The organism is Vibrio sp. 10N.222.52.C3 (genome assembly GCF_041474195.1).
In the GTDB taxonomy this organism is placed as follows: Bacteria; Pseudomonadota; Gammaproteobacteria; order Enterobacterales; family Vibrionaceae; genus Vibrio; species Vibrio crassostreae_C.
On sequence record NZ_JBFRTQ010000006.1, the window covers coordinates 1 to 14,486 of the forward strand.

The 14,486-nt window shown below is 45.3% G+C and carries 14 protein-coding genes; 6 read left to right on the plus strand and 8 right to left on the minus strand.

The window, feature by feature from the left end:
• Positions 1 to 109: 109 nt before the first annotated feature.
• Positions 110 to 343 (plus strand): phosphonate metabolism protein, encoded by a 234-nt coding sequence (locus AB4517_RS00485; RefSeq protein WP_010428389.1) that lies wholly within the window; start codon positions 110 to 112, stop codon positions 341 to 343.
• A 108-nt stretch (positions 344 to 451) separates the two neighbouring features.
• Here AB4517_RS00485 and AB4517_RS00490 read toward each other — a convergent pair whose 3' ends face one another.
• Positions 452 to 1,786 carry an MATE family efflux transporter gene (locus AB4517_RS00490; protein ID WP_029235266.1) on the minus strand — a complete coding sequence of 445 codons (1,335 nt, stop codon included), beginning with the start codon at positions 1,784 to 1,786 and terminating at the stop codon, positions 452 to 454.
• A 262-nt stretch (positions 1,787 to 2,048) separates the two neighbouring features.
• Positions 2,049 to 3,023, minus strand: coding sequence for an AraC family transcriptional regulator (locus tag AB4517_RS00495; RefSeq protein ID WP_017071579.1), 975 nt, complete (start codon positions 3,021 to 3,023; stop codon positions 2,049 to 2,051).
• A 92-nt stretch (positions 3,024 to 3,115) separates the two neighbouring features.
• Between AB4517_RS00495 and AB4517_RS00500 the strand changes: the two genes are divergently transcribed.
• Positions 3,116 to 4,471, plus strand: a complete 1,356-nt coding sequence (locus AB4517_RS00500; protein WP_017060556.1) for a serine hydrolase — start codon at positions 3,116 to 3,118, stop codon at positions 4,469 to 4,471.
• 66 nt (positions 4,472 to 4,537) lie between these two features.
• Positions 4,538 to 5,329 (plus strand): hypothetical protein, encoded by a 792-nt coding sequence (locus AB4517_RS00505; protein WP_017060557.1) that lies wholly within the window; start codon positions 4,538 to 4,540, stop codon positions 5,327 to 5,329.
• 111 nt (positions 5,330 to 5,440) lie between these two features.
• On the opposite strand, the gene ppsA is transcribed toward AB4517_RS00505, so the two are convergent.
• The gene (gene ppsA / locus AB4517_RS00510; protein WP_050645846.1) at positions 5,441 to 7,813 is read right to left on the minus strand and encodes a phosphoenolpyruvate synthase; all 2,373 of its coding nucleotides are present in this window, start codon (positions 7,811 to 7,813) and stop codon (positions 5,441 to 5,443) included.
• A gap of 178 nt (positions 7,814 to 7,991) precedes the next feature.
• Between ppsA and AB4517_RS00515 the strand changes: the two genes are divergently transcribed.
• Positions 7,992 to 8,825, plus strand: a complete 834-nt coding sequence (locus AB4517_RS00515) for a pyruvate, water dikinase regulatory protein (RefSeq protein ID WP_017060559.1) — start codon at positions 7,992 to 7,994, stop codon at positions 8,823 to 8,825.
• Positions 8,826 to 8,984: 159 nt separating this feature from the next.
• Here the strand turns inward: AB4517_RS00515 and grxB are convergent, their stop codons facing one another.
• From grxB to AB4517_RS00530, 3 genes are all read right to left on the minus strand, one after another.
• Positions 8,985 to 9,617: a glutaredoxin 2 gene (gene grxB, locus AB4517_RS00520; protein ID WP_102394180.1), complete on the minus strand. Its 633-nt coding sequence runs from the start codon at positions 9,615 to 9,617 to the stop codon at positions 8,985 to 8,987.
• 347 nt (positions 9,618 to 9,964) lie between these two features.
• A complete protein-coding gene (locus AB4517_RS00525) occupies positions 9,965 to 10,123 on the minus strand; it encodes a hypothetical protein (RefSeq protein ID WP_004733064.1) in 159 nt (52 codons plus the stop codon).
• A 164-nt stretch (positions 10,124 to 10,287) separates the two neighbouring features.
• On the minus strand, positions 10,288 to 11,268 hold the full coding sequence (locus AB4517_RS00530) for a Gfo/Idh/MocA family protein (RefSeq protein WP_017060561.1): 981 nt from the start codon (positions 11,266 to 11,268) through the stop codon (positions 10,288 to 10,290).
• Positions 11,269 to 11,487: 219 nt separating this feature from the next.
• Between AB4517_RS00530 and AB4517_RS00535 the strand changes: the two genes are divergently transcribed.
• Positions 11,488 to 11,970, plus strand: a complete 483-nt coding sequence (locus AB4517_RS00535) for an N-acetyltransferase family protein (protein ID WP_372147684.1) — start codon at positions 11,488 to 11,490, stop codon at positions 11,968 to 11,970.
• Between the two features lie 2 nt (positions 11,971 to 11,972).
• Positions 11,973 to 12,746, plus strand: a complete 774-nt coding sequence (locus AB4517_RS00540; RefSeq protein WP_017064906.1) for a murein L,D-transpeptidase family protein — start codon at positions 11,973 to 11,975, stop codon at positions 12,744 to 12,746.
• A gap of 117 nt (positions 12,747 to 12,863) precedes the next feature.
• On the opposite strand, the gene AB4517_RS00545 is transcribed toward AB4517_RS00540, so the two are convergent.
• A complete protein-coding gene (locus AB4517_RS00545) occupies positions 12,864 to 13,601 on the minus strand; it encodes a sulfite exporter TauE/SafE family protein (RefSeq protein WP_102321065.1) in 738 nt (245 codons plus the stop codon).
• Positions 13,602 to 13,761: 160 nt separating this feature from the next.
• Positions 13,762 to 14,481, minus strand: a complete 720-nt coding sequence (locus tag AB4517_RS00550) for a glycerophosphodiester phosphodiesterase family protein (protein ID WP_372147685.1) — start codon at positions 14,479 to 14,481, stop codon at positions 13,762 to 13,764.
• Positions 14,482 to 14,486: the final 5 nt, after the last annotated feature.

Sequence of the window (14,486 nt, forward strand, 5' to 3'; positions counted from 1 at the left end):
TTTACTTTAATTGGTATAACTTCCTTTTTAAATGGTCCCGAATGAAACTGAAGTACTGCAGTTTTAGGCTGGTGAAGTACTTTGATACAATGGAATGATTAACTCATTTATGTTGATGCAGGGCCTGAACTGCTTGATTGTTTTCGTTGGCAACCGCTGCTTAAGGCGTACCGCCATACTCGATTGCGTTTGGCAACTGCGTCCTCGGTTTGATGCTCCTAGCTATGCCGAGCGATTAGAAAGCTTTGAATGGTGGCATTGGGATGATGAAACACTAGCAGAAATATTGCCACCATTCCAAAAAGATTGCGGTGAGTTTTTGGCTTACTTTGAGCAAGTCTAACCCCAATATATTTTAAGTCTGAAACTAAAAAAGCAGCCTAAGTGGCTGCTTTTTCGTTTAATAACTTTATAGCGGTTTAGCTGGCAAGCCGTTTAGTTCGCTAACTGATTAATTAGAAAGCTTAGCCTCGACTTGCCCAAGCGCTCGCTGGTACATAAACCATGCGCAAGTGCCGGCAAGTACATTACCTACCATGGCTCCCCAGAATAGACCTTCAATGCCAGCAAACTGCGAGCCAACCCATAGGCAAGGTAAGAAGAAAGCGAACAGGCGCAGTGCTGATATCGTTAAGGCAGTATAAGACTTACCAAGCGCATTCGAGATAGAAACCATCAGCATACAGATACCCAACGGCCCTAAACTGATAGGAACGATAAGTAAGTGGTAGTTCAAAATGGTCGAGACTTCGTCTTCGCTGGTCATGAGATTTGCCAACCCGCCAGAGAACACCCAAGTTACCAGTGCGATCACCAATTGGAATCCTAATACAAACATCACGGCAATCTTCACAAGACTACGTATGTTCCCTAGGTTCTTTTCTCCCAACATTCGGCCAATCATAGGTGGCATCGACATAGTCAGAGCAAGCACTGCAACAATCGAAAAGAACTCAAAACGTGAACCTAGCGCCCAAGCTGCAACGGCTGCTGTGCCGTAGCCTGCAAGCAGTTTGGTGGCGAGCATCGAAGAGACTGGTGGCAGTAGCTGACTGATCATCGCAGGCCCCATGATGTTTCCTATAGAACGAATACTCTTGCCGATATCAAGATCGTGCCAGTCGAATGTCATCCAATGCTTCTTAGTTACCTTAGGAGCAACGATAAAGATACCCGCACCGAACGCCAAGATGGTCGCAATCGCGGCTCCGTTGATGCCCATGTCGAGCGTGAATATGAAAATCGGGTCCAATATCAAGTTGATGATGCTGGTCGCGATCATCATCGAACCGGGCAGCATGGTATTACCATTGGCACGACACACACTGTAGAAAAAGTAGAGCAGTGCGCCTGTCCAAGAGCTTACCAGCCAATAGATCCAGTAATAATCAATGATCGGCAGTACCGTCGGTGGTGCATCGAGGAGTTGTAAAATAGGACCACGCAACAGATAGATGATGACCGAGAACAGCGCGACACTCACACTGCCCATCGCAACGACTAATCCGCCGAGCTGTTTGGCATAGCGTATCTCGTTAGCCCCAATAGCTCTCGCGATCACAGCCGTTGTCGCGATGCCTAGTCCGACTTGAATCCCGATAATGATCATCTGAATTGGTAGCGTGAAGCCTTGAACCGCGAGCGGCAGTACGCCTAACTGGCCAATAAAAGCACTGTCTACAAGTTGGAAGCTCATCAGGGAGAGCACCCCAAACAGCATTGGCCATGTCATTGTATAGAGTTGTCGGCCAAGAGAAGGCGAGGGAGTTGCGGTCGTAGAATTCATAACACTCTTATCAGTCTTGAAGGTAGGTTTGTCGTAGTGACAATCCACTCAATGAAGAATTGCGTAAAGGATAACGTAACGTTAGCTCGATACCAATAAATGTCATTAAATCTATCGATATTACCTTTGCACAGTTTCATCGGTATGTGAGCATTGTGCAATGCAACTTTATGCGTTCGCTTATTGAAATTTAAGGTGTCGTATCTTGTTTCTGAGTTTTATATTAGCGGATTGGGTCTAAAGGTTTTCCATTCGACTATTTCTAATGTTTCGCTTTATCCCGATAACTTGGTGGCGTGACTCCAACCCAACCTTTGAATGCACGATTGAAATTACTCAAGTCGCTGTAACCCACTTGCCAACTGATGTCTTGAACAGAAAGGTTGGTCTCTTCAAGTAGCTGTTTTGCTTTAGCTTCCCGAACTTGTTCTTTGGCTTGTTTAAAGAGAATGTTTTTGCTCTTCAGGTTTCTCTGCAGCGTTCGTTTTGTCATGCCGAGCATGGTCGCAAACCACTCAATATTGAACCAAGGTAGAGTCGCATAGGTGTCTATTAATATCTCGACAGCGTGATGCCAATCTTGGGTACTATTTCGTTCTGAAATGGCACGATAATCATCGGGCAGCGGAATCGAGAACGCACCGTATTGCTCTTCAAACTGAATATCAGAATCAAAGAAATGCTTAGGTAATTTACGTGCGCTGTTGTTCTTAGAGACCAACTTGGCGTGTGATGGTTGCCAGCGACTGTCAATGAACTTACGGCATAGGCTAATCACGGTCAGGGCGCGAAACCATTCTGCTTGTTCAAAACCTGAGGTCGATGGGTGATAGCAACTTCGATGACACAGCCACCACAATCCATCGCTTTTTTCCGTCCATATGGTGACGTGATTACTTAAGGTCGATATTTCAGTAATCAAGCAGCGTACCGCTTGCTCGAGAGAAGTGCATTGTTCAATTTTTCGGTCTAGCTCAGGTGACAATTGCTCTAGAGAGGCCTTACGTCCAACCTCAATCCCTATCGAATAGCCAAACTTACGCTCAAGGCCATGAATGAAGCGAATCACGTCTTGTGTAGGAAGCCATTGATTGGATTGTGTCAGTTCAATGGGTAGACCGCACGCAACGGCGACGGTGCGCCAATCCAGTCTATGTTTGTCACAATACTGAATATATGGAGCAATGTTACTGGTCGAAGTGAGCAGTATGCTGGTGGTGTTCGATGATGCTTTCATTGTTTTGTGCCTACCATTAAATGTCATCAAGTGACCTAATTAAGTGTAGCGCATCTCCCTATACTTTTCCTAACCCAAACAGGAGAACAATTATGAAACTTAAACACATTGCCGTTCTAGTATCGTTAGCGACCCCATCATCATTTGCTCTTGCAGCAAACCCAGTTGAAGAAGCTCTGAAAGTTGAAGGTGCTCAAGTTACCTTGACCGTGAAAGAGGCGAGCACAGCATTTACCCCAAGTTTTACTGACTCAGCTCGTGAGTTATTCAATAACTTTCATTGGCAGATGGGCGGCGACCACAGCGTTTACTACAACATGCACATGAGTGAGTTTCTACCAACGGCACTGGCGGCTCCAAACGAAGAGTACAAGCCTTTAGTCAAAAATATCGACCCACGACTCGCTGCACTGAAAGTTGATACTGAAAGCAAAGGTCAGTTGACAATGGATGAGTACTTGGCGGATGAACAGTTCCGTACCCAAGGCTTTATGTTGATTCACAAAGGGGAGATCGTTTACGAAGCTTACCCAGGTATGAAGCCGACAGATACGCACGTTTGGGCATCTACAGCAAAAACGACGGTTGGCACAGTGATCGCAATGTTAGTGGAAGAGGGCAAAGTCGACCCTGAAAAAGAGATCGCTGAGTATGTTTCTGAATTGAAAGGAACGAACTGGGATGGCATCACAGTACACCAAGTTCTGAACATGTCGACCGCGCTAGACAATGAAGAGACATTAGAGTCTATCTTGAACCCAGACTCTGATGTGGTGCGTTTCTTTGCGGCATCGTTTAACTCACCTCGTGCAAAAACGGGTGAAATGGAAACTTGGATGGAAGTGGCTCAAGGTGCACAGAAACTGGAAGGTGAAAAAGCCGGTGACCATTTCCGTTACGCATCTATCAACACCATGGTGCTGACTAAGTTAGTTGAAAACGTTGAGAACAAAACTTGGACTCAAGTATTCGAAGATCGTGTTTGGTCAAAAGTGCACGCACGTCAACCAATGCAATTCAACTTGACGCCAGATGGCATGGCGATCGCGGTTGGCTTGGTTTCATCAACGGTAGAAGACATGGCTCGCTGGGGAACACTATTTACACCTAGCTGGAAAGCGGTGGCTGATGAGCCAGTGGTGTCACAAGCTGTGATTGATCGTATCCGCAACGGCGGTGATCCAAAAGCATTCGTAGGTACTAGCAAAGAGAGCAGTTCACTGCACGCATACAACGAAAAAGCAGACTACAACGCATACCAATTTGATTTCATTTTCAATGACGGTGCGATGTCGAAAAGCGGCAACCTAGGCCAATTTATTTACATCGATCCTGCACGTGACTTTGTGGGTGTGATGTTCTCAACCAACCCATACCACTCAGGTTTTGGTGAGAATAAAGGCCCTGCACTAATGCGTTCGGCAGCAAAACTACTTGCTGACAAGTAATCTATTTATTACCTAACAGGATGTTCCAGGCTTCAAGGAGGAAGCAAACGACTTTCGAGAGATATAATGAAAAAGTTTGCTCTATTAATCCCGTTGAGTTTAGGTCTAGCCCTTCCTGCACATGCCGATTCAGATTCCGAACGTGTTATCGATCCTGCTGATGTCACTAAAGTTTATACTCAAGCTGCATTGATGCTGAATGGTAGTTCAGATATCCAATTTCAAGGGCAAGTTTCTGGCGGTTTAGAAAACGGTCAGCAGTTTGCCCTACTGGCCGAAGGGACGTTTGTCGATGAAAGCAACACAGCGCTTCGCGATCCAGACAAATTCGGTACAGAGTACAGCAACTCTAGAATTCAGTACTTCCACGTCTTTGAAACGGGGACGAAAGCTACGCCTAAAGTGGGTCTTTCATTAGATTATATTAATACGCGCAACAGTATTAAAAATGACTTATTGTCGGTTGGCGGTGTTGTTGCGATTAATCCAGCTTATACCGGTGGATTCCTGGTATTTCCAAGAGCAGGACTGATGACTGGTAGTATGGAGATCCCTGGCGTCACTTCATCTAAAGATGATTTAACGGGATACTCGCTTGGTTTGATTACCGCGAAGCATCTCGGTGACTCTGGCGCTTATGTGTCTTTGGTTCCTGAGTGGCAAGATCTTTCTGGTGATGATATCGACATGCAAAACTTCTCATTTAAAACATCGTTAAATGTGCCGATGAACACTGCAAGAACTTGGTGGTTGAATACGCGCTATGACATTACCAAAGCGGATGTTGATGTGAAAGGTGTGCCAATGCCGAATGGTTGGCAAACCGAAGCTTGGGTTGGTGTGAGATACTACTTCTAGCGCTCTAGCCAGCTAATTTGGAAAGAACCTAAAAAAGCCAGTCAACGTGACTGGCTTTTGTCGTTAAGGTACCGCGTGAAGCGTTACTTATTTACTTATTTACTTATTTACTTATTTATTAGCAACGTTACCTAGCTTCAACCACGTATCGATAACCGTATCCGGGTTTAGTGAAACAGAGCTGATGCCTTGCTCCATTAACCACTCTGCTAGGTCGTCATGGTCAGATGGGCCTTGGCCACAAATACCCACGTATTTACCCGCTTTGGTTGCCGCATCGATCGCCATTTTCAGCATTGCTTTCACGGCTGGGTTACGCTCATCGAAGAGGTGTGCCACATCGCCTGAATCTCGGTCGAGGCCAAGTGTCAGTTGCGTCATGTCGTTTGAGCCGATAGAGAAGCCATCGAAGTACTTCAAGAACTCATCAGCCAAGATTGCGTTCGATGGTAGTTCACACATCATGATCACTTTCAGACCTTGGTCGCCACGGCGAAGGTCGAATTTAGCCAGAATGTCGATAACCGATGCCGCTTCGCTTGGAGTACGAACGAATGGGATCATGATTTCAACGTTCTTAAGGCCCATTTCGTTGCGAACGCGTTTGATCGCTTGAGTTTCTAGCTCGAAACAGTCTTCGAATACTGGTGAGATGTAACGAGATGCACCACGGAAGCCCAGCATTGGGTTCTCTTCATGCGGTTCAAACGTTTTACCGCCGACTAGGTTGCTGTACTCGTTCGACTTAAAGTCAGACATACGTACGATCACACGCTTAGGCCAGAATGCAGAAGCGATAGTCGCGATGCCTTCTGTTAATTTGCTTACGTAGAAATCGATAGGATCTTTGTAGCCACGAATACGTTCGTTGATTTCCGCTTTTAGCTCATCCGTTTGTGCATCGAAGTTAAGCAGCGCTTTAGGGTGAATACCGATCATCTTGTTGATGATGAATTCTAGACGAGCAAGGCCAACACCTTCGTTCGGGATTTGTGCAAAGTCGAAGGCACGATCTGGGTTACCCACGTTCATCATTACTTTGGTTGGTAGCATTGGTAGCTCATCAACCTCAGAACGTTTGATTTCAAAATCGAGTTCGCCGTTGTAAACGTAGCCTGTTTCGCCTTCTGAACATGACACTGTCACGGTATCGCCATCGTTTAGGCTGCTTGTTGCTGTACCACAACCAACAATCGCTGGGATACCAAGCTCGCGAGCAATGATCGCAGCGTGACAAGTACGGCCACCACGGTTAGTCACAATCGCAGACGCTTTCTTCATCACAGGTTCCCAGTCTGGGTCTGTCATGTCAGTTACCAGCACGTCGCCTTCTTGAACCAGTGACATTTGGTCTAGAGAATCAACCAAGCGAACAGGGCCAGAGCCGATACGCTGACCGATAGCGCGGCCTTCAACCAAGACATCCGCCTTATTGTTTAGCTCGTAACGCTCGATAACGTTTTGATCGCTTTGAGAACATACGGTTTCTGGGCGAGCCTGAACGATGTAAAGCTTGCCGTCGATGCCATCTTTCGCCCACTCAATGTCCATTGGACGTTGGTAGTGCTTCTCGATGATCATCGCTTGTTTTGCTAGCTCTTTGATCTCTTCATCGTTGAGTGAGAACTCGTTACGCTCTTGAGTGTCGGTGTCGATGATATCGACTTGCTTGCCGATTTCTTGATTGGTCGAGTAGATCATCTTGATCAACTTAGAACCAAACGTCTTTTTAACGATTGGGTAGTGACCCGCTTCTAACATTGGCTTGTGAACGTAGAACTCGTCTGGGTTCACTGCGCCCTGTACAACCATTTCACCCAAGCCCCAAGAAGAGGTGATGAATACCACTTGGTCGAAGCCAGACTCAGTATCAAGCGTGAACATCACACCTGAAGAGGCTTTGTCTGAGCGAACCATGCGCTGGATACCCGCAGACAATGAAATGCCACGGTGGTCAAAGCCTTGGTGTACACGGTAAGAGATAGCGCGGTCGTTAAACAGTGACGCGTAAACGTGCTTGGTTGCTTCGAGTACCGCGTCGATGCCTTTCACGTTAAGGAAGGTTTCTTGCTGGCCTGCGAATGAAGCATCTGGAAGGTCTTCTGCGGTTGCAGATGAACGCACAGCTACAGACAATTCTTCGTTGTCTTCGATTAGCTCGCGGTAGTTATCACGGATGTCTTGCTCTAGTGATTCTGGGAAGGGTGCATCTAGAACCCATTGTCGAATCGTTGCACCTGTCTTACGCAGGGCGTCAACGTCTTCAACATCAAGTTCATCAAGTAGTTGGTGAATGCGCTCATCAAGACCTTTGTAATCAAGAAAGTCGTTAAACGCATAAGAGGTGGTAGCAAAACCATTAGGTACAGAAACACCAGCATTGGACAGGTTAGAAACCATCTCGCCCAGTGAGGCGTTCTTACCGCCGACTTTGTCGACATCTTCCATGGATAGGCCATTGAACCATAGGGTATTATTTTGCATTTATTTCTCCAGAAACATAGCAAGCATTGTAGGGATTTAAAGGCAAACGATTACGTATCAGTTTAAAAAAATGTAAATTATTTTCTAAAGCTGTGGGGGACGTAATAGTCAGCAGGGTTTTATTATCTATATTATGGTTACCATCCTACTCAAAATAATTTTAAACATTAAATAAAAAATGCAAATTGATATTCAAAGTCGTGATGTATTCTATGTTTCTGATGGAACGGCCATAACATGTGAGACTTTAGGGCATGTTGTTCTAGGTCAATTCCCTTTTAAAGCCAATGAAAAAACCTTTCCGTTTGTGGAAAGTGAGGACAAACTTTCTGATTTATTAAAAGAGATTGAAATTTCGTATCGTGATACCGGATTAGAACCGCTAGTGTTCTTTTCGATTGTGATACCTGATATCAAAACCAAATTGCTAGAAGCGCCCGCGCACTGTTATGACGTGTTAGAGAGCATCGTGCAGAAAGTACAGGATGACATTCAGATGGCGCCTGTTCCTAAGTTGCAGCGCTCACGCAGTGTAAACAAGGACTCGGTGAAGTATTTCGACCGTATTGCTGCGATTGAGTACACGCTCGCGCATGATGATGGCATCACGCTAAAAGGGCTGGAAGAAGCCGACATCATCTTGTTGGGTGTTTCTCGAAGTGGCAAAACACCAACAAGTTTGTATATGGCGATGCAGTTTGGCTTACGCGTAGCAAACTACCCATTTATCCACGATGACTTGGCACGCTTAAAGCTGTTGCCAGAGTTTGAGATTTACCGACATAAGCTGTTTGGTTTGACCATTGATGCAGAAAGGCTCACTGAAATTCGTGAGAACCGCTTAGCAGGCAGCGAATACGCCAGTGACTCACAATGTTTGTATGAATTGCAAACGGTAGAGGCGATGTTCCGTCGAGAAGCGATACCTTACATCAACACCTCTTCACTATCGGTTGAAGAAATTTCGACACGAATCTTGGAGCGAACAGGTTTGAGAAGGCGTCTGCTGTAAGACAAAGCCTTAGAGAAATAGAATGGCCAGATAAAAGAAAATCGAAGCTCGCAGTTTACACCTGAGAGCTTCGATTTTTTGTTTGTGCTCGTTGTAGTCGCTTACGAGTCAGAGCTTGTTTTCTTAATCAGAGCTTGCTTTCTTAATCGAGATAGCTTTCTAGCGAAGTAAAGACAGCTTTAGCGTTTCACTTTTCTTTTCTAACCAGCGTTCAAGTGCTGGTGGCCATGTGATGCTTGGTTCTACGCAAAAGCCACGAAGCATCGAGAAATACACCGCTTGATCGACTAGAGGCAGTGATGACTCACCATTCTCTAGATCCAGTAAGAGTTCGGCATCTTTCAGTAATGGGTTAATCAGTTGAACGAACTGAGGCGTCTTTTCTAACAGTTCTTCAAAGTTAAAACCTTCGGTCTCTTTACTGGCACGCCAAGCTTCTTTGGCTCCAGCAGAGCGATATTCAGCCAAGTCGAGGTTCCACCAACGTGGGCGTCCAATCTGTTGAGTAAGAGGGAATGCGCGAGTTTGGAACACAGTCACTTGCTCAGATGGCACACGCTGCTCATCGCTTGATTTCAAGTCCATGAAGTACGCGATGATATCTAGGCTCTCTGCCATGATAGAGCCATCGTCTTTTTGTAAGACGGGTACCATCTTTTTACCGATCAGATCGATAAGGGTTTGGGCATCATCATAATCGACAGAAACAAGCTCAATGTTCAAGCCTAGCGATTGAGCAATGTAGGAGACTCTTGCACAGAAAGGGCAGTGATCGTAAATGTAAAGCTTCATAGCTTCCCTCATTCGGGTCTTTCTTACTATAAGATGATGCTAATGTACCAGAAACTTTCGCAGACAATAAGCCTTTGTTAACAAGAACTATTCACTGCGATTAAGTGCACGGGAATATCAAGAGAACGATGAGAATAAGCACCTAGTGTAGAAACTCGTTGCCTAATTCTATTGTCAGTTGAGTGCGGTTTTATTGTAACGAGTAAGCTAATGAGAAAGCTGGTGGGTAAATGACGGGCATAAAAAAGGCTCTGGCTGCTTACTCTAATGCAGAAGAGTGAAGTCAGCCAAAGCCTCAATTTTGTTACCTTTAGTAGAGTGACTACTAAAAGGGCAGAGTGGTTAAACTATGCTTTTTTAAGATCTTGCGCTGGGTAAGTAAGCGTCATTGCGCCTTCTACCGTTGTAACGTGAACGTAGCCGCCACCAGCACTTAGGCCAGTTACTACCATTTCACCTAGTTCAACACCTTTTGTTGCTACAACGCGATCATCAACTGAAAACACTTTACACACCTTCAATAAATTAAATAAATACGATAGATATCGAACGCGGATTTAAACAGATGGGACCTCAATCAACTAATCCGGTTATTTGTCGTAAAGATTAAATTCAGTTATGTATAAATAATTATGTATTAAAAATCAGTTTGTTAACTTACGCTGTGACGTTATTTATCCGCTGGATACACTACACCAACTTGTTGGCGCATCTCTGTAATTAACTTCGCAACCGTTAAAGCGCGCAGTTGGGCCTGCGCTTGTGTTGCGTTGTCGCCAGCAATGCAGCTAGCAAAGGCCTGCGCTTCGTAACTCATGGAGTTTTCGCTTTGTGCTTGAGTAAGGTTTTCTACCGTGCCATCGCGGTAGCGGATCTTAACGTCAGTACATTCAGCGATGTGATCGATGATGATCGCCCCTAATTCACCTTGGATCTCGCTTGGCGCATAAGAGTCGCTGACTTTGGAGTGCGCAAGGGTCACATCAAACTCAGGGTATTGGAAGATCGCACAGCCATGAGCATCGACACCTGAATCAAGTAGCTTTGCAGAAGCCTGTGCGTTTTCAGGTTTGCCAAATAGCGCGACTGTCGCGGCAACACAGTAAAAGCCAATATCGACCAATGAGCCGTTAGAAAAAGCTGGGTTGAAGGTATTTGGGTTCTCGCCGTTTAGGTATTTTTGGTAGCGCGATGAATACTGGCAGTAGTTGATGTGTGCTTTATGTACCTTGCCAATCTTTTCTAACCCAAGTTGAACTTGCTTAAAGTTCGGTAGGAATTGAGATTTATACGCCTCAAACAGCACCACACCGTTTTTCTCAGCGACTTCGAACATGCGTGTTGCTTCATCAATATTTGATGCAACCGGCTTTTCACAGATAACATGCTTGCCGTGTTCCATCATGAAGATAGATTGCTCGCAATGCAGTGAGTTAGGGGAAGCGATGTACACGGCTTCTACAGTGTTGTCATTGGCCAATGCGTCGAGTGAGTCATACGTGGTTTCAACGTCAAATTCTTGGGCGAACTGTGCCGCGCTGTCTAGATTTCGAGAGTAAACCGCAGCAAGTTGCATCGATTGAGATTCGTGCGCAGCTTGAACAAACTTTTGTGTAATCCAATTGGTTCCAATTACAGCAAACTTAATCATATAGGTATCCAGTCGTTAGTCGTCGTTAGTATATTGATTCTGCAGAGATAGTAGCACTCAACGGCTGGTAATGTGCCTGAGATTTACGGAACAATTTCCCTAAACATAGTGCCTAATATTAATGTTCAGCCTTCACAGAGCGTCTGAGTTGACCAGTGTAACGGTGCACAACTAAGCCATTTTTGCTAAGGTGTTATTGAATTCAAACAAGGTGATGATATGCAAATCCGGACGGCCAAGGTAACTGATATTAACGCGATCTTAGCGCTCTCTAAGCAGATAAACCGTCAACATCATCTTGGTGCGCCTATGGTATTTGCACCAGCGTCACAAGGCTTGGCCGACAGTGAAGAGTATTGGTTAGGTTTGATGCTTGACCCACTTGGCGCTTTCTTGGTTGCAGTAGACGACAAGCAAGTCGTTGGCTTTTTAGCGGGTAAGGTAACGCAGAACAAAGGCGTCAGTTTTATTCAGCCGCACAAGGTGGCAAGGGTCAATACGATTGTGGTGAACGATCAGGTTCAGAGCAAAGGTGCTGGTCGAGCGTTAATGAAGTCTTTTAATCAATGGGCGCAGGCGAGAGGAGCGATAGAACTTAGGTTGGAGGTAATGGAGTTTAACCAACAAGCTCAGGGTTTCTATGAGTCGTTAGGAATGGAAACTCAGTCACGAACCATGTCCATGCGTTTTGAGGAGATCTAAAGGTGCGTCTGTTTCTGCCTTTATCACTGTGTTTACTGTTTGTGGCTTCGAACGCGAATGCTGAGCAAGTCGTGGTCGAGAAAATAGTCTCTGACGCGACCGCTATCGAAACCATCGTATTCGAGTCTGCACCGGCTCATTCTCAACGTGTCTCAACGTCTTCATCTAACTCAACCTCTTCCACGAGCTCAAACTCCGAGCATGTGATTATTGTGGATGATGTTCTTAACAGTAGCCCTGATGAAAAGGTAGCTCAGTTTTCTCAAGGGTCATCGAAACGTCCACCTCAAAGTTCCTCTCGACAGTTTTACAACGTACCGGATAGCGCATCTGAGATAGATTCGCTGTCGCAAGTGGTTACGTTAGTTAAAGTCGATAAATCGAAACGTAGGATGTATCTGCTAAAAGGTGAAGAGGTGATTCAGGAGTTTCGTATTGCGCTAGGCAAACAACCGAAAGGGCATAAACGCTTTGAAGGGGACAACCGAACGCCGGAAGGGGAATACCAGCTCGATTATGTGATGGAAGAGTCGGACTTTTATCGCTCAGTACATATTAACTATCCGCAACCTTCGGATATGCAATGGGCAGAGCAAAATGATGTAGATCCTGGAGGAAACATCAAAATCCATGGCATCAAAAACGGCGAGCGTCGTTCGCCGAGCTTTATTCAAAGTTTTGATTGGACGGATGGCTGTATCGCGTTAACCAATCAAGATATGGATGAGTTTCTCCAACTTGTAAAAATGGGTACCCCTATCCATATCGAATGGTAGTCATTGGTACCCAGTTTTCTTAATCACTTTCCGCAGTCAATTAGCGCAGTCAATTAGCGCAATCAATTCGCGAAACCAATTCGTAAAAGCAACGTCCAAAATTAAACGCTAAAGCCGTTACAGTAAGACTCGACCTGCACTGAATATTGCAATCACAATCAGCAATGCAATGGTGACTGGCTTAAACTTCGCTCCACCAAATCTTTCGAACAGTTTAGAACCCACATAACCGCCAAACATGCTGCTTGGTAGAAGCGCGAGAGTCAGCCAAACTACATCGCGGTCGACTAACCCAGCGATAGATGCCGAAACAAACGCAGTGGAATCAGCCAATACAAAGAAGGCTATCAGGCCTGCTCTGGCAATGTGCGGACCGACTGGGCTTGCTAATGCATGAGTGCCAATTGGAGGCCCTGACATCGAAGCCGCGCCGTTCATTACACCCGCAAGGCTTCCTAGAATATAGGGAGTAAATCTAGGTTCGCTTTTGTACTGGAAACCTTTGTAGATCATAAGTGCAGACGCAAAAATGAAGGCACTGATGATCAAGATGATCGTGTCTTGGCTAACGGATTTAAGCAGAAGTAAGCCGACTGGTGTGAAGGCAAAACAAGGGATAAATACCTTTAAAACCCAGCGCCAGTTAACGTGTTTTCGAACTTTAGGCAGTAATTGAACATTGCCTAGGAGATCGATCAACATGAAGACAGGAACCAGTTCGATAACAGGCACGAATAACGCACTTAATGGCAATGCCACTAAGGTGAAACCGAAACCTGAGAAGCCACGAACAATAGCGGCGAAAATGAAGATTGCACCCAAAATTGGGAAGGTTGGACTAAAAATGAGATCCATAAATTAAGTAACCAATGAAGCTGTCTAAATAGAGCGAGCTAATGAAACCAAGTGAGTAGCGGAATGTACTCCTACTCACTTGTGTTTGCTACCTAATTTTAAGGTTTCCCGAGAGTTAATTTTAAAGTATCTCGGGGTTGTTTTTGCAGTATTCGCTTGGTCAATCTATAGAGGTGAATTGATTCGGAAAATCAGTAAATACAGCATCTACTTTTGAGATGAATTTGAAGTGAGACGGATCGTTTACTGTGTAGCACCATGTTTGAATCTTTGCTTCGGCAAGCGTATCAAGATCATCCTGATTGACGTTTTCGTAATTCATATGACAACTGAACGCTTTCACCTGATCAATAAGCAAAAGATCGTCTTGAGAGAGCTGCTCTGTGATCACGCCAACGCGGTATCTTGGTAAGTGGTGAGCCATTTCTGCAACAACTTCATGGCTGAAACTTGAAAGCAGCACTCTGTCCGTGTCTATGTTTGAGCGGATCAGCTCACTGTGTAGAAGATCAACCACATGAGGGGCTTGGTGTCGGCTATCGACTTTTATCTCTAGGTTAACGCTGAGGTTATGTTCTTCAACAAGTTCAAGTAACTCGCTAAGTGTGAGTATTCTTTCTCCTTCGAACTGTTCTGACTTCCAGCTACCAAAATCAAGCTGACGCAGCTCTGCCAATGTGTGTTCATCAACACGGCCCTTGCCATCACTACAGCGCTCGAGAGTGTGGTCGTGGCAAACGACAAGCTCATCATCCTGAGTTTGCTGAATATCGACTTCAATCCATTTCAAGCCAAGTTTAGCGGCTTGTTCAATACTTGCTTTGGTGTTTTCTGGGTGAGTACCCGCTACACCACGGTGACCTACGATGATAGATGACATAATTA